Origin of the sequence: Methylobacterium sp., from assembly GCF_019745455.1 — a bacterium.
Taxonomy (GTDB): domain Bacteria; phylum Pseudomonadota; class Alphaproteobacteria; order Rhizobiales; family Beijerinckiaceae; genus Methylobacterium.
The window spans coordinates 24,055-43,051 of record NZ_JAIETD010000079.1; the positions used below are offsets into that span (position 1 = coordinate 24,055).

Below are 18,997 nucleotides of genomic sequence, written 5' to 3' on the forward strand. Positions count from 1 at the left end.
ATGAGGAGCCGTAGCTTTCCGAAGCCGCGCAACTGCTTTAACGGGAACGAGCTTGGGCTTATTCCGCCCGCCGCCTTTCCTGACCGACCAGAGTGCACGGCCCGATGTTCGAGAAGATCCTGATTGCCAACCGGGGCGAGATCGCCTGCCGCATCATCAAGACGGCCCGGCGGATGGGCATCAAGACGGTGGCCGTCTATTCCGACGCCGACCGCGACGCCGTTCATGTCGCGATGGCGGACGAGGCCGTGCATATCGGCCCTCCGGCGGCATCGCAGTCCTATCTCGTCATCGAGAAGATCATTGCCGCCTGCAAGCAGACGGGGGCGCAGGCAGTCCATCCCGGTTACGGCTTCCTTTCCGAGCGCGAGGCGTTCCCGCGCGCGCTTGAGGCCGAGGGGATCATCTTCATCGGCCCCAATCCGGGGGCGATTGCCGCGATGGGAGACAAGATCGAGTCGAAGAAAGCCGCGTCCGCCGCCCAGGTGTCGACCGTGCCGGGCTTCCTCGGCGTGATCGACAGCCCCGAGCACGCCGTCACCATCGCCGACGAAATCGGTTATCCCGTCATGATAAAGGCTTCGGCCGGCGGCGGCGGCAAGGGCATGCGCATCGCGTATTCGTCCAGCGAAGTTGCCGAGGGCTTCGCCCGCGCGAAGTCGGAAGCCGCCTCGTCCTTCGGAGACGATAGGGTCTTCGTGGAAAAGTTCATTACCGACCCGCGCCACATCGAGATCCAGGTGATCGGCGACAAGCACGGCAACGTGATCTACCTTGGCGAGCGTGAATGCTCGATTCAGCGCCGGAACCAGAAAGTCATAGAGGAGGCACCGAGCCCGCTCCTCGACGAGGAGACTCGGCGCAAGATGGGCGAGCAGGCCGTCGCCCTTGCGAAGGCCGTGGCCTACGATTCCGCCGGCACGGTGGAGTTCGTCGCCGGCCAGGACAAGTCGTTCTACTTCCTCGAGATGAACACCCGTCTCCAGGTGGAGCACCCCGTCACCGAAATGATCACCGGCCTCGACCTCGTCGAGATGATGATCCGCTCTGCCGCGGGCGAAAAGCTTCCGCTGACCCAAGGTGAAGTGAAGCTCAATGGCTGGGCGGTGGAGAGCCGCGTCTATGCCGAGGATCCGACCCGGAACTTCCTGCCTTCGATCGGCCGCCTGACGACCTACCGGCCGCCGGAGGAAGGCACCTTCGGCGAGGCGATCGTGCGCAACGATACCGGCGTCGAGGAAGGCGGCGAGATCGCGATCCACTATGATCCGATGATCGCCAAGCTCGTGACCTGGGCGCCGACGCGCCTCCAAGCCATCGAATCGCAGGCTGAGGCTCTCGATGCGTTCGCCATCGATGGCATCCGCCACAACATTCCGTTCCTATCGGCCCTGATGGCGCATCCGCGCTGGCGCTCGGGCAATCTCTCCACCGGCTTCATTGCCGAAGAGTTCCCGGACGGCTTCGCCGCGCCCGAGCCGCAGGGCGAGATCGCGCAGCGGATGGCGGCAGCCGCGGCGGCGATCGATCACAAGCTCAATCAGCGCAAGCGCGGCATCTCCGGCCAGATGCGCGACCCGGCTTTGCTGCATTTCGAGCGCGACCGCGTCGTGATCCTCGCAGGCCAGTCCTATCCGGTGACGGTCGATGCCATCGGAGGCGCGCTCGCCGTTACCGCCGAGGACGGCAGCGTCCTCACGGTGGCGAGCGACTGGCGCCCCGGCGAGCCGGTCTGGTCAGGGGAGGTCGGCGGCCACCGCGTCGCGATCCAGGTCCGCAGCCTCCTGAATGGCGTCGCGCTTCAGCATGCCGGAGCGGCGGCCGAGGCTCGGGTCTATACCCGGCGCGAAGCTCAACTCGCCGCCCTGATGCCGGTGAAGGAGAATGTCGGCTCGGGCAAGCAGGTGCTCTGCCCGATGCCCGGCCTCGTCAAGGCGATCCTGGTCAAGGAAGGCCAGGAGGTGAAGAACGGCGAGGCCCTCGCCATCGTCGAGGCGATGAAGATGGAGAACGTGCTGCGCGCCGAGCGCGACGCAACCGTGTCGAAGATCGCCGCGAAGGAGGGCGACAGCCTGGCGGTTGACGCGGTGATCCTCGAATTTGCGTGAACGCGACGCATAGCGAGCAGACCAGGCTGCTGGCCACGGGGATCAACAACATCGCCGTGGCCTTCATTGTGATCGGCGTCGTCACGCCGGTCACTGCAGTCAGCTTCGGTATCACGGCCGGCCCGGCTCCGAGCCTCGCCACGGCGTTCTTCGCCAGCGTTTGGTTTTGCGCTGGTGCGGGCTTACATTCTATCGTGAGACGCGTGTTGCGGAGCCTGAAGCCATGAATGCCGGCGAGATCTTCGTCACCTTCGTGATCCCGGCGGTTGTCCTGACGGCAGCTTATCTTGCTATGCTCGCCAATGAGCGAGGCGTGCACCGCTCGGATGATCGGCAGGGTAAGTAGGGCACCAGCTACTTCACCCACCAGCACGGAATGCCCCTCTATTTCGCCTACGGCGCCAACATGGATGCCGGCGCCATGGCGGCGCGCTGCCCCGGCTCGATCCTGATCGGGCAGGGCCGGCTCAATCGGCATCGCTTCATCATCATGCGCGAAGGCTACGCCTCGGTCGTCCGCGACCCCTCGGCGACGGTCTGGGGCGTGCTGTGGGACCTCAAACTCGCCGATATGCCGGCTCTCGACCGCTACGAAGGCGTGGCCGGCGGGCTCTACGTCAAGGCCTCCCAGCCGGTAGCGACGAAGACCGGCATCAAGCGGGCGCTGATCTATCTGGGCGGAAACGCCGCGTCGGGCACCCCCCGTCCTGGCTATCTGGAAGCGGTCCTGGACGCCGCCGCGGCGGCGCAACTGCCGCCGCCCTATCTCCGCGAGATCCGAGGTTGGCTGCGCCGCACGCGCTGAAGGGAATTCCGCAAGTCATGACCTCGGGGATCGAGCGAACCGTGTCGGTGGTGGTCGTGGGACGCGTCCAGGGCGTCGGCTTTCGCGCCTGGGTGAAGACCAGGGCGCAGAAGCTCCGCCTGTCCGGTCACGTCCGCAACCGGGCGGACGGGGCCGTCGAAGCGGTGCTCTCCGGAACGTCGGATGCCGTGGCCGAGATGATCGATGCCTGCCGCCAGGGACCGCCGGTGGCCCGCGTCGACGAGGTCACCGTCTCGAATCGTAGCGAGGAAACCCCGCCAGGATTCCTGATCCTGAGGGACTAAAACCGCGTTCCTGAGCGCCCTTCGCGACCTCATCGGCGAGTCGATGACGGTGCGAAATCCCGATCCGCAGTCTCGACGGAAAAACCGAAATCAGGCAAAGACTTGGCGCAGGTCGCCGATATGATGCGGCACTGAGGAGATCATGGTTCCAGCGACGCTCGCAACGGACTTCTCGCCCATCGATATCGCGGCCCTCCTGGTGTTCGTCACCATGTGGGTCGGCTACGGCCTTGCCGTCGGCAGGATGCGCGGGCGGCGCATCAGCCTCAGCCAGATCATGAACCGGCAGCGCGAGGCCTGGGCGCACCAGCTCGTCGCCCGGGATAACCGGGTGGTGGACACGACGATCAACGCCTCCCTCCAGAACGGCACGGCCTTCTTCGCCTCGACCTCGCTGATCGCCCTCGGCGGCGTCCTCACCCTGTCGCGGTCGAGCGACGACGTGCTTACGCTGTTCGGGGCTCTCCCCTTCGGCGGCGTCGCCACGCGAGCGACCTGGGAGATCAAGGTCGCGGGCCTCGCAGTGGTCTTCGTCTATGCCTTCTTCAAGTTCGCCTGGGCCTACCGGCTGTTCAACTACTCGGCGATCCTCATCGGCGCCGTCCCGCCGAAGGGGTCGGGCGCGAGCCAGATGGAGATGGAGCGGGCGGCAAGGCGGGCCGCGGCCATGAATGTCGCGGCCGGCGGTCATTTCGCCCGTGGGCAGCGCGCCTTCCTGTTCGCTCTGGCCTATCTCGAATGGTTCGTCGGGCCCTGGCTGCTCATGGCGACCACGGCGGGGGTCGTCTGCGTGATGTGGCGGCGCCAATTCGCCTCGGACATCCGGGCGGCCCTGCTCGTGGAGGATGATCCCTGGCCGGAGGATGCGAGATCATGACGAAACCGACCCGGCTGAGCGACGAGCTCATCGCCGAGACCATGCTGGCCCTGGTGGCCGAGCGCGGCGCGGGCAAGACCATTTGTCCCTCGGAGGTGGCGCGGGCGCTCGGAGGCGCACAGCCCGATGAGTGGAGCCCGCTGATGCAGCCGGTGCGCCGCGTCGCCGTGGCCCTGACGCGGCAGGGCCGCATCGCGATCTTTCGCAAGGGCAAGCCGGTGGAGGATCCGGAGGATTTCCGCGGCGTCTACAGGCTCGGGCTGCCGCCGGACGGGGAGGGGAATCCCTCGTCGATATAGCTGGTGAGCCGGTAGGCGAGGAGTCCGACCCATTCCTTGGCGACGAGGTCGAGGAGGAGGAGGCCGGTCGAGGCGAAGCTGTTGAAGCGCGCGGCGTCCGCGACGCCGCCGGTGCGGTAGTCGACGGGGTAGGCAATCACCGCGATACCGGCCTTGCGGAAACAGCCGATCGCCCGCGGCATGTGCCAGGCGGAGGTGACGAGCAGCCAGCGCTCGCCGGCTTTCGGCTGAATCTTGTCGGCCGTAAACGCCGCGTTTTCGCGCGTGTTGCGCGAGCGGTCTTCCAGGATCAGTCGGGTCCGCGGAAGGCCAAGGACATCGGCGTAGCGGCTGATGACCTCTGCCTCCGAAATCCTGTCTCCAGAAAGGCTTCCGCTCCCGCCTGAGAAGACGACCCGACTGGCGGGATATCGTCTGGCGAGGTCGGCCATCGCAACTTGGCGCTCGCCGGCGTCGTTCATGCCGATCTGGCGGCGATCCACGGTGAGACCCGTCTCGACACCGCCTCCGAGCACGATGATCCCGGTGACCGGCTCCCCATCGTCGACGAATTGAGGGAAGCGATTCTCCAGAGGAAGGGCGAGCCAGGCGGCGAGCGGCGTGAAGCCCGCGGCGGCGAGGCCGATCGTGCCGACAAGGACGAAATTCAAAGCCGTCCGCCGGAGGCGCCCGACGAGAAGGAGAAATAGTCCTGCACTTGTGATGAGGATGAGGAAGTTCGAGGGCGTGATCAGGAAGAAGATCAGCTTCGAGAGCGGGAAGAACATCGGACGAGCCAGGCCTTTTGGAGGAAAAAAGACGAGCGAAATCGTTTTTGCCTGATCGGTTCGGGTGCCCCCGTGCTCTCCCTCATCCTGAGGTGCCGCAGCGGAGCGAAGGCCTCGAAGGAGGCCTCCGGGCTGCGCTGCGGGTCCTAGAAGCCTCCTTCGAGGCCGCTGGCGCGGCACCTCAGGATGAGGATGACGGGTGGGACATGACCCGATTGGGCCGACAGAATACCTAGTCCGAGTCGTCTCCGGGCGGATAGGCATGTTCCTCCCCTTGCGGGTCGCGCACTTTCCAGCCGCCGGCATTCTGGCGAAGGTAGTTAGGCCCCACCGGCACCTTTCCGTGCCCTCCTGGGATGTCGAGGACGTAGGTCGGCTGGGCGAGTCCCGAGAGCCGGCCCCGCAGCGCCTCCATCAAGGCGCGGCCCTCGGTAAGACTGTTGCGAAAGTGGCTTGTTCCCGGCGCGAGGTCGCCGTGGTGGAGGTAGTAGGGCTTGATCCGGTTCTCGACGAACGTCCGCATCAGCGCCTCCAGGGTGGCGGCCTCGTCGTTGACGCCGCGCAGGAGCACGGTCTGGCTCACCATCGGGATGCCGGCATCGACGAACCTCGCGCAGGCCGCGCGGGCGGCCGCCGTGAATTCGCGCGGGTGGTTGGCGTGGAGGGCGACGAAGACCGCGCGGCCAAAGCCCTTCAGTGCTGCGATCAGAGCCTCGTCGACGGAGGCGGGATCGACCACCGGAACGCGCGTGTGGAAGCGCAGCACCCGGACATGGTCGATCTCACCGAGTGCACTGGTGATCCGTGCAAGGCGACGAGGCGAGAGCGCAAAGGGGTCGCCACCCGTCACCACCACCTCCCAGATCTCGGGATGCGCCGCGATGTAAGCGAAGGCCGCGGCGAGTTCCGCCTCGGTCAGGCTGCCGAGCCCGTCGGGACCGACCATCTCGCGGCGGAAGCAGAAGCGGCAATAGACCGGGCAGACATGGAGCGGCTTCAGGAGCACCCGATCGGGGTAGCGGTGGACGAGGCCGGGGAGGGGAGAGTGGGCCGTATCGCCGATCGGATCGGTCCGCTCCTCGGCCCTCGTCTCGGCCTCTCGAGCCTGCGGCAGGAACTGGAGACCGATTGGGTCGGCGGGATCGAAGGGCACGATCAGCTCAGCCATGTCCGGCGTCACCGCCACGGCGTAGCGCGCCGCAATGCCGTCGAGTGCGCTAAGGTCGGCGGGTGCGGCGAGTCCCGCTTCGACGAGGTCGCGCGGGCTTCGGAGGGTTCGGTTCATCGCGGCAGCGTATCCGCCACCGGCGTCCAGATCACGTCCTCGATCCTCGGCGCACCGGCGAGCAGCATGACGAGGCGGTCGAGCCCGAGGGCGATTCCGCTCGTCTCCGGCATCGCCGCGAGGGCGGCCAGGAAATCCTCGTCGATGGGATAAGCCTCGCCATAGATCCGCGCTTTGAGCGCCATGTCGGCCTCGAAGCGGCGGCGCTGCTCCACCGGGTCGGTGAGTTCGCCGAAGGCGTTGGCGAGTTCGACGCCACAGGCATAGAGCTCGAAACGCTCTGCGACGCGCGCGTCGCGGGCGCTGCGACGGGCCAAAGCCGCCTCGCAGGCTGGATATTCGTACAGGATTGCGGGGCGGCCGATCCCGAGATGCGGCTCGATCCGGGCGACGAGGACGCGGCTGAACAGGTCCGACCAGCTGTCGTCCGGCGCCACGCGAATCCCTGCGGCTGCCACGGCTTCAGCGAGGGCATCGCGATCCGTCGCTCCATCCGCCGCGATGCTGGCGAAGAGGTCGATGCCGGCATACCGCGCAAAGGCCTCTGCGAGGGTCAACCGGTCGAAGGGCGCCAAGGGGTCGGCCTCGCGGCCGCGATGGCTCAAAATCCCCGTGCCGGCGACCTCGGCGGAGCGGGCGATCACGTCCGCACAATCCTGCATCAGCACGGTGTAATCCGCGCCGGCCCGATACCATTCGAGCATCGTGAATTCGGGGTGGTGCAGGGCACTGCGCTCGCCGTTGCGAAACACCCGCGCGACGGTGACGAGCCGGGTCTCTCCGGCGGCGACGAGCTTCTTGCAGCCGAATTCCGGCGAGGTGTGGAGATGGAGCGGCGCCGAGCTGCCATCCGGCGCCAGGATCTGCGTGGAAAAGGCGCGCAGATGCGTCTCGTTGCCGGGGGAAACCTGAAGCGCCGCCGTCTCGACTTCCACGAAGTCCTGGGCTGCGAAATGCGCCCGCAGGGCCGCCACGACCTTTGCACGCATCATCAGGACGGGCCGGCGGTCGGCATGTGACTGCCGTGTCCACCAGGGGGAGGCGGCGGTCATGGCGTGTCGATCTCGCGCAATAACCGCATGGGTTTCTTTCTCCTGGCCGGGGATACACCGCCAAAGACAGGGCCGCGGGAAGGGTCTTGCGCAGCAGAGACCACACTCTCGCGGTCATTCCGGGGCGCCGAAGGCGAGCCTGGAATCCATAGCCGCGACGGAGCCAGGATAGGCACACTCGGCGGCTATGGATTCCGGGTTCTGCTACGCAGCCCCGGAATGACGGAGCGGTTGTCATCGAGACCCGAGACGAAGGGAGGATCTGCGCGCCGTTAAACCGAATTCCAAGCCCTGCCGTCAAACACCCGCGACTGGCAAGAGCGACGCGGATAGGTTAGTGGCGACCCGCAGAGATCTTGTTCGCCGGGCAAACGCCCGCGGACCGGCTTTGCATTTTCGTTAACGACAGGACCAGACCCCGTGAAGGTGATCGCCTCTTCGCTCCGCAAGGGCAACGTCGTCGATAAGGATGGCAAGCTCTACGTCATCCTGACGATCGAGAACATCCATCCCGGCAAGGGCACCCCTGTGACGCAGCTCGACATGCGCCGCATCACAGATGGCGTGAAGATCTCCGAGCGCTACCGCACTACAGAATCGGTGGAACGCGCCTTCGTGGAGGATCGCGACCACACCTTCATGTACGAGGATGGCGAGGGCTACCACTTCATGAACCCGGAGACCTACGAGCAGGTCGCGGTGCCGAAGGACGTGGTCGGCGATGCCGCCCCGTATCTCCAGGAAAACATGACGGTGAAGCTCTCCTCCCATAACGGGGTGCCGCTCACCATCGAACTGCCCCAGCGCGTGGTGCTCGAGATCGCCGAGACAGAGCCGGCCATGAAGGGCCAGACCGCCTCGTCCTCCTACAAGCCCGCGATCCTCTCGAACGGCGTGCGCACCGCGGTGCCGCCGCATATCAGCGCCGGGACCCGCGTCGTGATCATGACCGAGGACGGCTCCTACGTGGAGCGCGCCAAGGACTGACGAGAATCTTATGGCTGAGGTTGCGCTGCCGCGTCGGCGCAGCCCTGCCAGAGAGCCATCGCTCTAGCCCGCTCCTCAAGCGTGAAGCTCTGCTGCCTGTTGGCCCACAAGCCCTCGCGGCGCAACGCTTCAACGACGCAGCGTGCTGCAACCCGGCACGAACCGGCGACTCCCCCAGTGCCGATGCAGTTTCGTTCGACGGTCTTACGATAGGATTCCATCCCGGCTTTTGGATGCGGTCCGGTTAGCATCACGAGGCCGGTCAGCATTGCGAGCAGCAAGGGCTGGTGGACGAGATAGACCGCGAGGCTGTGGCGGCCGGCGAAGGCGAGACCGCGCGCGAGCCGCCCCGATGCGTCCCAACCGGCCAACTCGGCGACACGCCGGCCTGATGCCAGGCGGGCGGCCGCGATGCCGAAGAGGACCGGGCCGAACCAGGGGAACAGCGGCACGTAATCGTTGGTCTGCGGCACCGTGCGGCCGAGGCCCAGGAAGGCGAGTGCCGGCGCATCGAGGATATCCGCCGTGACGAAATGGGGCGCGGCCACTACCAGGACGCCGAAAGCCGCCGTGACGAGGGGCGGCAGGAACAGGAATGGCAGGGCCAGCACGCTCGACAGAGCGATCCCGTGCAGGATGCCGAAAAAGATGTAGCTGTCGGGAAAGGCGAACCAGGTCGCCCCGGTGATCGCGAGCGCGGCGCCCCCGATGCGAACGAGCCGCAGGAGAAACGGCCGCCAGCGGATGCCGTCGCGGTTCATCAGCACCAGCCCGATGCCGACGAGGAACAGGAACGTGCCGGCGATGAGATGGGCCGCGAGCTTGCCGGCCGGCATCAGAGCGTAATTCTCCGGCGTCAGGCGAAGGTAACCGAGGTCCCAGACGGTGTGGTAGGCCGCCATGGCGGCGAGCGCGACACCGCGCACGACGTCGAGAGCGCCGAATCGCTGCCTCCGCCGGGGAGCGTTCTCGGACTCGGAAGGGGCGGAGATCATGGCGCGCCCTAGCATCGATCCATGGACCGCGCGATCCCGGCATTGTGATGCTCGACATCGTGCTGGACCCCCGGCCGGGACGGCGCGGCGATTTCGTGAGTCGCCTCAGCAGGTTCGTCGCGGCGGGCCGTCGAGCGGCGGCGTTTCACCTGTTGCGCCTTTGCCGGGCCTCTCAAGAATGCACCATCGAGAGGCAGCCGTGGCGGCCAAACGGGCTTCCGCCGAGTCACGACTTTGTTAATCTTAATTGCGGGTCGCGCGGCGTGATTCGGTGTGGGTTGCTTACATGTCGGACGAATTCGGATCAGGGTCCCCTGGCCGGCGTAACGTCACGCTATCCGACGACGTCCGCGTCTCGGATTCTCTGCTCACTGAGGAGCAGCGTCCCCTCGACCTCATCGAGGTGGCCGGCCGCATCAAGTGGTTCGACGTCGCCAAGGGCTTCGGCTTCATCGTGCCCGACGACGGGTCGGCCGATGTCCTGCTCCACGTCACCTGCCTGCGCCGGGACGGCCACCAGGCCGCGAGCGAAGGTGCCCGTGTTGTCGTCGAGGCGACGCAGCGCAGCCGCGGCTGGCAGGCCTACCGCGTGATCTCCCTCGATCAATCGACGGCGACGCACCCCTCCGAACTGCCGATGCCGCGCACGCATGTGAGCGTGACCCCGACCAGCGGCCTCGAACCCGCCGTGGTGAAATGGTTCAACCGCCTTCGCGGCTTCGGCTTCGTCAGCCGCGGCGACGGCACGCCCGACATTTTCGTCCATATGGAGACGTTGCGCCGCTACGGTATCGCCGAACTCAAGCCGGGCGAGACCGTTCTCGTACGGTATGGCGATGGGTCGAAGGGCGTGATGGCCGCCGAGGTCAGGCTCTTGGACGGCGGCGGCCTGCCGGTCTCGCACTGACGGACGATACGGGAACGATGCTGAACATCCTACGTCGGGCGGCCTTTGCGGCCGTCGCATTCCTGATGCTGCAGGCGGGAGCCTTCGCCCAGAACGCGACCGAACCGCTCTCGATCGCGACGCGCAAAGGGAACCATGCCTTCAATGTCGAGGTGATGCGGGACGATGAGAGCCGCTCGCGCGGCCTGATGTTCCGGCGCAGCATGGCGGCCGACCACGGCATGCTGTTCGACTTCGAGAAGGTGGCGCCCGTCGCCATGTGGATGAAGAACACCTACCTCTCCCTCGACATGCTGTTCATTCGACCCGACGGCAGCATCGCCCGCATCGCAACGGATGCCGAGCCGCAATCGACGCGGGTGATCCCCTCCGGCGAACCTGTTCTCGCCGTGCTCGAACTGAATGCCGGCACGGCGGTCAAACTCGGCCTAGCAGCCGGCGATCGCGTCCTGCACCCGCTTTTCAAGCCGCGCTGAGAAAGAGCGCCTTCGAACGGACGGTGAACGCAGCGCTTGACCTGAGTCCCGTTTCGGATCATCGTTCCCCTAATGTTCTAATCCTCGGTTGGAGCGGAACGCTTGGCGGGAGACCAAAATGGTCGATTGCGACGCATTGGACGCGGACGAGGTGCTGTTCGCCAATGAGGAGTGGCGTGTGCTGACCGACGGCCTCGAGCATCGGCAGACCGGCTATTTCATTGATCGTGCTGCGATTGCCCGGCGGCGGGGCGATGTTCTCTGGGAATGGCCTTTCCACCTTGCCGAGAAGCGCTGGTGCGCACCGCGCGCACTTCACGAAGCGTTCGTCGCAGCTCTCGATCTGTTCGGGATCGCGGTGGATACCGGTCTTGCCTCGTCATTCGCCCTTGCCTTCGGTCTGCGCCCGGCGACGGGCGGAGCAGCGAGGCAGGACGGGTTCGTTGCGCTTGGCGATGTGTTGAAGCCGCATCGAAGTGCGGCTCGAAAGAGAATGCCGGTTGGAGACGTTCGCGCGACATCGCGCCGCGAAACCGGCGATCGTCAGCGCATCAGCGCGGGAATCGGCAACTGACCGTCTTGCGCGATGTTCCTTTCGTGAGTTGACCCTCAGGATGTCCGATGGTCCTTGGCGGCGCAGCTGAGGGAGTTGACATCATGATGAAGGACGAAACGGTCGAGGCCGGCAACGACAATCTGGGCAGCTTCGAAGGGCTTCACGCCACGCCCTTCTCACGCCGCGGCTTCGTCATGACGAGCCTGATGACCGGGCTCACCCTGGCGACCACGTCCGTCGAGGCTCAGGTCATCACGACAGACGCTGCCGGGATTGAGGCGGGAGAGGTTGCGATCCCCACCGTCGACGGCCCGATGCCCGGTTATCGCGCAGTGCCGCAGGGCGAGGGTCCCTTCCCGATTGTCCTGGTGATCGAAGAAATCTTTGGGGTACACAACTACATCAAGGACAACTGCCGCCGGCTTGCCAAGGCCGGTTATTGTGCCGTGGCGCCCGAGCTCTACGCTCGCCAAGGCGACCTCTCGACCATGACAGACGCGCAGACGATCATCCGCGACGTCATCTTAAAGACGCCGGACGCGCAGTGGATCGCCGACCTCGACGCGGCTGCCTCCTGGGCAGTGTCCGCCTCCAATGGCGACGGCGGTCGCCTTGGCGCAATGGGCTGGTGCCGAGGCGGCAGGGCAGTCTGGCTCTATGCTGCCCATCGTCGCGATCTCAAGGCCGCCGTGGCCTGGTACGGACCGCTTGGCGGTGAACGGACCGCAATCCAGCCAAGAACGGCCGGCGACGTGGCGGCGGAGATCAACGCTCCGGTCCTCGCCCTCTATGGCGGGGCCGATACCGGCATTTCCGTCGCCAGCGTCGAGGAGGCGCGAGACAAGGCTAAGGCGGCCGGCAAGAGTGTCGAACTGAAGATATACCCGGATGCGCCTCACGGCTTCCATGCCGATTACCGACCGAGCTACCGCAAGGCTGCTGCCGAGGATGGCTGGACGCGTGCCCTCGACTTCCTCAAGAGCCACGGCGTCAGCTGAAGCGGGAGCAAAGCCTGCTTAGATGGTTCTTCTGGGCTGGAAAGATTCCGAACTCGATGCAAGGTCCGCAAGATCGACACAATGCAGCATTAATTGCAGGGATGAGTTTCGAGAGGATCGGCCGATCCATGCCGCCGGCGAGGGCGTTCGGGAAAGATGAGTGTCTCACGATCGCCCTCTTCCAAGCCCGTAATCCTCGTCGTCGAGGATGAACCCGATGAGCGCTTCCTTGCGGCAAGCCTGTTGGAGGAGACCGGTTTCGACGTCATCGAGGCCGAGACGGCAGAGCACGCTCTGAGCATCCTCAACGACCGGGCGGACGAAGTCAGCGTCGTTTTCTCGGACGTTCGCACGCCGGGGCCGATCGGCGGCTTCGAACTCGCCCGCATCATCGGCGTCACATGGCCAAGGGTAAGGGTGCTGTTGACATCCGGGGATGCCGGCGACCAGCCGAGCGATCTCCGGGTATCGGCCACTTTCATTCCCAAACCGTGGCGAGCATCCGATATTCTCGCATGGGTAGAGGAGAACGCGGCGCCGCGCGCTGGTATGCCGGATGCGGCCATTCTGGCTCGATCCTCGGATCCATCCTGAAATGTTACGATCCAGCGGGAAACTTTGGCGACCTGCGTCGTTATCGATACTAACGTAGGTGAATTCCCCCCATCTTAAGTGCCCGCAATGATTACCGAAGAGCAATTTGACCCTTCATCCTTCGGCGACGAAGACAGCGTGTACGCCATGTTTTCGAAGCCGAGCCTTATCGCACGAATCGGAGATGACCTTCGCGGTTTCTACGGCGACGTCGCATCCGGTGCGCAGCCGGAATACCTGACCGAGCTGGCCAACCGTATCGATGACCGCTGCGGTTTGAAGGCAAGCGAGGGCTGAGAGGGACGACTTCTTTAGCGAACGTGTACGAATAGCATCACTTAAGTGGCAACGCGCATCCACTCCTTCGCGCGCCGCGTTGCGAAGCGTCATTATCTGGTATGAGAAATCGGCCGCTTCGTCCCCGAACGGTTTCCATTACCGGGCTTCCGATGTTCCTGCAGACTAGACTCTCGGCGATCCTTGCTGGATTTCTGACTCTCGTCTCGATCGCCGGCGAGAGCATCGCCGCACCTCCACCAGCTCAGCCGGCCGAGGGCGCAGGTGGGAAGGACGACCGCACGGCAACCGTGACCAAGCGGATCGTCGGCCTCTCAGGCTCCGCCAGCTACGCGTTCTTCAAGGCAGGGCCCGCCCCTGCCGCAGGGCGGCCAGTTGCGGTGCTGTTCCATGCTTGGGGTGCGCCAAATCCCCAGGTTTACGGCGCCTGGATCGATCATCTTGCCCGAACGGGCTTCCTCGTCGTCGTTCCCCGCTTCCAGGAGGTCAACCGTACGAAGCCGGCAGATGCATCCGCCAACGCCGTTCGGGCGATGAAGGCCACCTTTACTGAACTCGGCGCAGATCCGGATGCCAAGCCAGATTTGGCAAAGGTCGCTTATGTCGGGCACCTTGCCGGGGCGGCAATTGCCGCGTCGGTCGCCGGGGCCGCCAAAGGCGAGGGTCTGCCGGCTCCCAAACTCGTCTTCGCCGCGATGCCCGGCGGCATTGCCAGCGACCCCAAGGCGCGAGGCATCCCGCTCAAGGACCTTGGCGACATTCCCGCCCAGACCCTCATCATCACGATGATCGGCGATCGCGATGCGCGCGCCGCCGACCTCGCTGCACGGCGGATCCTGCGCGAGGCGAGCGCGGTTCCGATCGAGCGGAAGCTGTTCATCAGGGTCTTGTCGGACGATCATGGCTTCCCGGCCCTGACGGCCACTCTGGCTGCGCCGGCCGGAGTCGACGCCTCCTTCGATGGCGGTTCGATCAAGGCGCCGCCCGAGCCCCCACGCGATCCGAAACAACCGGCGCCGCCGTTCAAGTGGTCGGCCGACATGGCACTTACCGGCGAGCAGACCACTCTGGTGGCCCAGCTCAACAACGCCCGTGCCGACAGCCTCGACTATCTTGCCTTCTGGAAGACCTTCGACCTTGCTGCCGCCGCGGCCTTCGCTGGTTCCGATGCCGCAGCCCTGAAGGCGAACCCGCGGTTAAGCGACATGGAGCGATGGGGCGACGGATGGCCGGTCAAGCGCCTCGTCGTCGAGACGCCGCGGATCACTCCCGCACCTCAGCCTGCTGCGAGTGCCGAGCCGACAGCACCCGCGAAGGCCGCCCCCACCAAGCGCACGCCTTGAGCTCATACTCCAAGAGCACGGATTCCCGATGAAGCTGTTCCACTCCCATTTCTCGCCCTATGCGCGAAAGGTGATGGTCGTCGCGCATGAGCTTGGTCTTGCGGAGAGGATCACGCTGCTGCCGAGCGCAGCTCACCCGATCAAGCGGGACTCCAACATCCTGGAGCACCATCCCCTCGCGCAGGTGCCGACCCTCATCACTGACGATGGTGCCGTTCTGGCTGACAGCCGCGTGATATGCGAGTTCCTCGATTCCCTCGGCGGTGGGGCGCTCCTCCCGCACACCGGGCCGGATCGGTGGAACGCGCTGACCCTGCAATCCACCGCTGACGGCGTTCTCGCGGCAGCGTTGCTGATCCGCTACGAACTTACGGCCCGCTTGGAATCCGAGCGCTCCTCAGATTGGATTTCCGGACAGAACCAGAAGATCCAGACCTCGCTGCAATCCTTCGAAGCGAGGGCGGACCTTTTCCATAATCGCCTCGACATCGGTACGATCACTCTCGGCTGTGCCCTTGGCTATCTCGATCTGCGCCTGCCGAATCTGGCCTGGGCAATGCGGATGCCGGCACTCAAGGCCTGGTACGAAACTTTCTCGCAGCGTCCATCGATGCAGTCGACGCGGCCGCCCGCGGCCTGATCCTGCCCATCCATGCGGTCATTGGCGCGGACTTTGCTGACTACGAGGGTCGCCCGCGGACCTTGACACATGCCGGATTTCATTGCTGCCCTCGTCTCCGCCATCCTGTTCTGCGTCGCCGTCATCCTGCTGAACGGGGCGACGCGACTCGTGATCGCCCTCGGCATGGCGCCGGCAGATCTCGCAGAGAACGGATTTGTGCAGTACGGGCTGGCCCTTGCTGTCGCGGTGATCTTCTGGCGTCGGGCGACGCGTGTATCCAGGGCGACGGCTTGATATTGCCATTCGACCTTTCGTCGCGACGCCCCCGCTTAACCGCGTCTTCAGTATACCTTAAGATCGAGGCGTGATGTAATTGTATTGAAGTCCCCGGGTCATAAGATGCGATCGTCTAAGTAGCCCATCATTCGACAAATGGTGACACACGTCGCTTTTCGAGGAAGAGGGTGAGAGCGGAGCAGCGCAGGATGAGTGTTGGCCGACGAACCCAGACTGACCGCATCCCGGCGCCAATCTGGAGCGAATGGCAGGACGTGCGTTCTGCTAGCGGCGATACGCTGAAATCTCTCGCCGATTGGTTCGAAGGTTACGTGATGCAGCCGCATCTCGATGTCGGGCGCAGCGGCCATGTCTGTCCCTACATGGCTCCTTCCGCCCGCCAGAATCTCGCGCGCCTCACTGTGAATGAGGCGATGCCGGGAGATCGACAGGCGCTCCGACGGACGCTGACCGCGGGCGTCGAGCTTTATGGGTCGATCACCTGCCCAGAGGCGAAGGCGGTTTTCCGCACGGTGGTCATTGCCTACCCGACCCATTCAGGCGAGGAGGCAGTCGCCGAGTTGCAATGGCTCCAGCGTTCGATGCGCTTCCGCGCGGCCCGGCAGGGGCTGATGATCGGGCTCTTCGAGCCTGACTCCGCCCAGCCGGGAATCGTAAACCGCTCGTTCCGCTCGTTCCGCTCGCCGATTGCGGTGATTGCGATCCGGACGATGGTTGAAGGGGATGCCCCCTTCGTTCTGCGCAACCCGCTGATGATCCCCGTCTACCTGTCGCGTTTCGGCGCGACGGGTTGGAAGAGGCTGCTGCGCGCCGCGAAAAAAAGGTTCCGCGATCGCTTCGGCGGCCTGTGGGGCGCAACCGAGCCTGCCTGAACTCCGTGCCGGCAACACACCGGCACGGAGGAAGGGTCCTAGAAGTAGGAGCGCAGCGGGCCGCGACGGCGCACGTCGAGGGTCGCGCAGTGAAACGAGCCGCCGAACGGGCCGTAGGACAGGAACGGCGCCGGGATCGGATCGAAGCCCCAATCCTTCAGGGCCTTGATCAGTGTCGGCTGGCTCGCGTCAACCACGATCTTCTTCTCGTCGATGGCGAGCACGTTGATCGAGGTCCAGGGCGAGCACATCGAGATCTTGCTCATGAAGCCCTCGACGGGGTCGGGGCGCGGGGCGATCAGGACGTCCCACTTCTTGAGCACGGCAGGCAGCTTCTCGACATCGATATAGTCCGGGTTCACCAGCACCTTGCCGGGAGCCAGCGGCATGAACGAGCTATCGATGTGCATCGGCTGCGGGCAGCGGCTCTCGATCTCGTGGATGCGGAAGCCCGGGCCGAGGTGGCGGCGCAGCCACTCGATGCCCATGAGGTTCGTCACGTTGGAGCGGGTCACGAAGAGGTCGCGGCCGCAGCGCACGAAGTCGGCTGCGTCGAAGACGGGCTCGAACTCGTTGACCGTGAACTGCATCGGCTCGCCGGCCTTCAGGTTCGGCACCCGGTAATCGTAGTTGTAGAGATCGTCCGTGAGCTGTGGCCGGGGCGCCGAAGTCCAGCGGGCGCCGGCGCGGAAATATTCCTTGAACAGCGAGCGGTAGGCGTCGCCCTCGAAGTAGCGCGAGCGCCAGCACATCGGGCTCTCGATGATCTCGTCGCCGATGACGATGTATGGGTCGCGTGGGCAGGCGACGCAGAAGCCGCGCGAGGACCAACGCGGAGCGTTGTACTTCTTCGAGAAGTCGATCGAATCCGGCCGGCGGACTTTCACACCCTCTCCGGCGAGGATTGAGATGAAGTTGTCGAGCTCCTGCTGCGCGAGCTTCTTCATGAACTTCGGATACCGGAAGCCCGAGGCGAAGCGATAGAACGGCTGCGCCGCGCGCGGCAGGTTGAAGATCACGGTCAGGTGGTGCGTCGGGATCGTCGCGCCATCAAGGGAGCCGACGATGACCTCCTCAAGCGGGTCCCACTCGTTCCAGGCCATGACGGGGCTCTGCGGGGCCGGTGTCCCGGCCGAGCCGGTCCGTCCCGTCGCGTAGGTCTCGATTCGCGCGTCGTCGAGCACGGCATCATTCGCCGTGATGTGGGAGTCGCGGTCCATCTCTCTGATCGTCCCTATGGGCGTCCGGCGCGGCGGTTGTCCTTGGCGCTATGGCCTGTGCCGCTTTGCTCCGCACTGTGTCTCGCCGGTGATAGACAACGATGCCCAAAGCTGCAACTTGCCATGATGCTGTTCGGTCCCCGCCGTTACTATCGAGCGGAACCGTAGCTTTAATGCGACGGCATCTCAGCTTCCGGCCGGTCGAAAGGGGACCATGAAACACCTGACGACTTTGGCTCTGATCGTCGGTCTTTGCACTGTCGCCGGCCTGTTCCTGTCTTCCGGCCTGGATGATGTCGCTGCCGCCGTGATGAGCGCCGGCTGGGGCGCTCTCATCGTCGTGGTGGCGCGCGTCGTCGCCGTCGCCTGGGCGGGTTTCGGGTGGTTCGTCATCTTCCCGCGCGGCGATCGTCCGAGCCTGTGGGACTGCACCGTCCTGCGCTTCGTGCGCGAGGGCATCAACACGCTGCTGCCCGTGGCACAGGTCGGGGGCGATCTCGTCGCGGCCCGGCTGCTCACGCGCCAGGGTGTCGGCGGAGGCCTTGCCGGCGCCAGCCTGTTCGTCGACCTGATGACCCAGGCGGTGACGCAGTTTCTCTTCACGATCGCCGGGCTCGCCGCCCTGGTCTGGCTCGCCGGCGACGGCCCGGTGGTGCGGACGGTGGCCGGCGGCCTCGCGCTCGCCGCACCCGCCCTGGCGGCGTTCTTCATCATCCAGCGCCGCGGCGGCCACCGGCTGATCCAGTCGCTGCTCGGCCGCTTCGCCAATGGCCGCGAATGGCGCGCCCTCGGCGCCATCGACGTGCTCTACGACAACCTTCGCCGGCTCTACGGCGCGCCCCTGCGGGTCGGCGCCGGCATGAGCGTGCATCTCGTCGGTTGGCTGATCGGCACGATCGAGGTCTACGTCGCCCTCCATTTCATGGGCTACCCGGTGACGATCGTCGAGGCGATCGTGATCGAGAGCCTCGCCCAGGCGGTCCGCGGCGCCGCCTTCGCAATTCCGGGCGCGCTCGGCGCTCAGGAAGGTGGCCTGATCGCCCTCTGCGCGATCTTCGGTATCCCGGCGGAGGTTGCTCTCGCGCTCTCGCTGGTAAAGCGCCTCGCCGACGTCCTTGTCGGCGTCCCAGGCCTTTTCGCGTGGCACGCCCTCGAAGGCCGACGCGGTACCGATCCCGAGCAGGGGGAGAGTCGCGAAGTCCGGACGCGTACGGCTTCCTACGTTCCCGCAAACGAGCCGGGCGTGATGCCCGTGCGGTCGTCCGAGGTCGAGACACAAGCCCTCAAGCGCTGCGCCTGACGCGGTATCCGGCGGGCGTCCCTGAGGACCAACCT

The 18,997-nt window shown here is 65.5% G+C and carries 24 protein-coding genes; 19 read left to right on the top strand and 5 right to left on the bottom strand.

Going from position 1 to position 18,997, the window contains the following annotated elements:
• Nucleotides 1–104 precede the first annotated feature (104 nt).
• The 7 genes from K2Y56_RS16745 to K2Y56_RS16775 all read left to right on the top strand — a co-directional run bounded on the left by K2Y56_RS16745 (nt 105) and on the right by K2Y56_RS16775 (nt 4,394).
• Nucleotides 105–2,108 (top strand): acetyl/propionyl/methylcrotonyl-CoA carboxylase subunit alpha, encoded by a 2,004-nt coding sequence (locus tag K2Y56_RS16745; RefSeq protein ID WP_292509904.1) that lies wholly within the window; start codon nt 105–107, stop codon nt 2,106–2,108.
• On the top strand, nt 2,105–2,335 hold the full coding sequence (locus K2Y56_RS16750; protein ID WP_292509907.1) for a hypothetical protein: 231 nt from the start codon (nt 2,105–2,107) through the stop codon (nt 2,333–2,335). Before K2Y56_RS16745 ends, K2Y56_RS16750 begins: the two co-directional genes overlap by 4 nt.
• Entirely contained in the window at nt 2,332–2,454 is a 123-nt protein-coding gene (locus K2Y56_RS16755) for a hypothetical protein (protein ID WP_292509910.1), read from the top strand. Before K2Y56_RS16750 ends, K2Y56_RS16755 begins: the two co-directional genes overlap by 4 nt.
• A 30-nt stretch (nt 2,455–2,484) precedes the next feature.
• The gene (locus K2Y56_RS16760; protein ID WP_292509913.1) at nt 2,485–2,913 is read left to right on the top strand and encodes a gamma-glutamylcyclotransferase family protein; all 429 of its coding nucleotides are present in this window, start codon (nt 2,485–2,487) and stop codon (nt 2,911–2,913) included.
• A gap of 17 nt (nt 2,914–2,930) precedes the next feature.
• Complete coding sequence (locus K2Y56_RS16765; protein WP_292509916.1) at nt 2,931–3,218, top strand: acylphosphatase; 288 nt, start codon at nt 2,931–2,933, stop codon at nt 3,216–3,218.
• A gap of 142 nt (nt 3,219–3,360) precedes the next feature.
• The gene (locus K2Y56_RS16770) at nt 3,361–4,095 is read left to right on the top strand and encodes a DUF599 domain-containing protein (RefSeq protein ID WP_292509919.1); all 735 of its coding nucleotides are present in this window, start codon (nt 3,361–3,363) and stop codon (nt 4,093–4,095) included.
• Nucleotides 4,092–4,394 (top strand): DUF3253 domain-containing protein, encoded by a 303-nt coding sequence (locus tag K2Y56_RS16775; RefSeq protein ID WP_292509920.1) that lies wholly within the window; start codon nt 4,092–4,094, stop codon nt 4,392–4,394. The genes K2Y56_RS16770 and K2Y56_RS16775 overlap by 4 nt, the downstream gene beginning before the upstream one ends.
• On the opposite strand, the gene K2Y56_RS16780 is transcribed toward K2Y56_RS16775, so the two are convergent.
• The 3 genes from K2Y56_RS16780 to epmA form a co-directional block, all read right to left on the bottom strand.
• On the bottom strand, nt 4,343–5,161 hold the full coding sequence (locus tag K2Y56_RS16780) for a YdcF family protein (RefSeq protein WP_292509923.1): 819 nt from the start codon (nt 5,159–5,161) through the stop codon (nt 4,343–4,345). The two genes, K2Y56_RS16775 and K2Y56_RS16780, sit on opposite strands and share 52 nt — an antisense overlap.
• A 232-nt stretch (nt 5,162–5,393) precedes the next feature.
• The gene (locus K2Y56_RS16785) at nt 5,394–6,446 is read right to left on the bottom strand and encodes a lysine-2,3-aminomutase-like protein (protein WP_292509926.1); all 1,053 of its coding nucleotides are present in this window, start codon (nt 6,444–6,446) and stop codon (nt 5,394–5,396) included.
• On the bottom strand, nt 6,443–7,498 hold the full coding sequence (gene epmA, locus K2Y56_RS16790) for an EF-P lysine aminoacylase EpmA (RefSeq protein WP_292509929.1): 1,056 nt from the start codon (nt 7,496–7,498) through the stop codon (nt 6,443–6,445). Before epmA ends, K2Y56_RS16785 begins: the two co-directional genes overlap by 4 nt.
• 420 nt (nt 7,499–7,918) lie before the next feature.
• Between epmA and efp the strand changes: the two genes are divergently transcribed.
• A complete protein-coding gene (efp, locus tag K2Y56_RS16795) occupies nt 7,919–8,485 on the top strand; it encodes an elongation factor P (RefSeq protein WP_292509932.1) in 567 nt (188 codons plus the stop codon).
• Nucleotides 8,486–8,493: 8 nt separating this feature from the next.
• Here efp and K2Y56_RS16800 read toward each other — a convergent pair whose 3' ends face one another.
• Nucleotides 8,494–9,480, bottom strand: coding sequence for a heparan-alpha-glucosaminide N-acetyltransferase (locus tag K2Y56_RS16800; RefSeq protein WP_292509935.1), 987 nt, complete (start codon nt 9,478–9,480; stop codon nt 8,494–8,496).
• A gap of 286 nt (nt 9,481–9,766) precedes the next feature.
• Here K2Y56_RS16800 and K2Y56_RS16805 point away from each other — a divergent pair, with 286 nt between their 5' ends.
• The 10 genes from K2Y56_RS16805 to K2Y56_RS16850 all read left to right on the top strand — a co-directional run bounded on the left by K2Y56_RS16805 (nt 9,767) and on the right by K2Y56_RS16850 (nt 16,442).
• Nucleotides 9,767–10,387, top strand: coding sequence for a cold-shock protein (locus K2Y56_RS16805; protein ID WP_292509938.1), 621 nt, complete (start codon nt 9,767–9,769; stop codon nt 10,385–10,387).
• Between the two features lie 65 nt (nt 10,388–10,452).
• Nucleotides 10,453–10,863: a DUF192 domain-containing protein gene (locus K2Y56_RS16810; RefSeq protein WP_292510012.1), complete on the top strand. Its 411-nt coding sequence runs from the start codon at nt 10,453–10,455 to the stop codon at nt 10,861–10,863.
• A gap of 118 nt (nt 10,864–10,981) precedes the next feature.
• Nucleotides 10,982–11,437, top strand: coding sequence for a hypothetical protein (locus tag K2Y56_RS16815; RefSeq protein WP_292509941.1), 456 nt, complete (start codon nt 10,982–10,984; stop codon nt 11,435–11,437).
• Nucleotides 11,438–11,520: 83 nt separating this feature from the next.
• Entirely contained in the window at nt 11,521–12,417 is an 897-nt protein-coding gene (locus tag K2Y56_RS16820; RefSeq protein WP_292509944.1) for a dienelactone hydrolase family protein, read from the top strand.
• A gap of 156 nt (nt 12,418–12,573) precedes the next feature.
• Nucleotides 12,574–13,011: a response regulator gene (locus tag K2Y56_RS16825; protein WP_292509946.1), complete on the top strand. Its 438-nt coding sequence runs from the start codon at nt 12,574–12,576 to the stop codon at nt 13,009–13,011.
• 87 nt (nt 13,012–13,098) lie between these two features.
• The gene (locus tag K2Y56_RS16830; RefSeq protein WP_292509949.1) at nt 13,099–13,308 is read left to right on the top strand and encodes a hypothetical protein; all 210 of its coding nucleotides are present in this window, start codon (nt 13,099–13,101) and stop codon (nt 13,306–13,308) included.
• 152 nt (nt 13,309–13,460) lie between these two features.
• Nucleotides 13,461–14,651, top strand: a complete 1,191-nt coding sequence (locus K2Y56_RS16835; protein WP_292509951.1) for an alpha/beta hydrolase — start codon at nt 13,461–13,463, stop codon at nt 14,649–14,651.
• A gap of 28 nt (nt 14,652–14,679) precedes the next feature.
• Nucleotides 14,680–15,291, top strand: a complete 612-nt coding sequence (locus K2Y56_RS16840) for a glutathione S-transferase family protein (RefSeq protein ID WP_292509955.1) — start codon at nt 14,680–14,682, stop codon at nt 15,289–15,291.
• Between the two features lie 69 nt (nt 15,292–15,360).
• The gene (locus K2Y56_RS16845; RefSeq protein WP_292509958.1) at nt 15,361–15,567 is read left to right on the top strand and encodes a hypothetical protein; all 207 of its coding nucleotides are present in this window, start codon (nt 15,361–15,363) and stop codon (nt 15,565–15,567) included.
• A gap of 191 nt (nt 15,568–15,758) precedes the next feature.
• Nucleotides 15,759–16,442: a DUF6875 domain-containing protein gene (locus tag K2Y56_RS16850; RefSeq protein ID WP_292509962.1), complete on the top strand. Its 684-nt coding sequence runs from the start codon at nt 15,759–15,761 to the stop codon at nt 16,440–16,442.
• 38 nt (nt 16,443–16,480) lie between these two features.
• On the opposite strand, the gene K2Y56_RS16855 is transcribed toward K2Y56_RS16850, so the two are convergent.
• Nucleotides 16,481–17,662, bottom strand: a complete 1,182-nt coding sequence (locus K2Y56_RS16855; protein ID WP_292509964.1) for an amidinotransferase — start codon at nt 17,660–17,662, stop codon at nt 16,481–16,483.
• Between the two features lie 214 nt (nt 17,663–17,876).
• Between K2Y56_RS16855 and K2Y56_RS16860 the strand changes: the two genes are divergently transcribed.
• Nucleotides 17,877–18,962, top strand: coding sequence for a flippase-like domain-containing protein (locus K2Y56_RS16860; protein WP_292509967.1), 1,086 nt, complete (start codon nt 17,877–17,879; stop codon nt 18,960–18,962).
• The last annotated feature ends 35 nt before the right edge of the window (nt 18,963–18,997 follow it).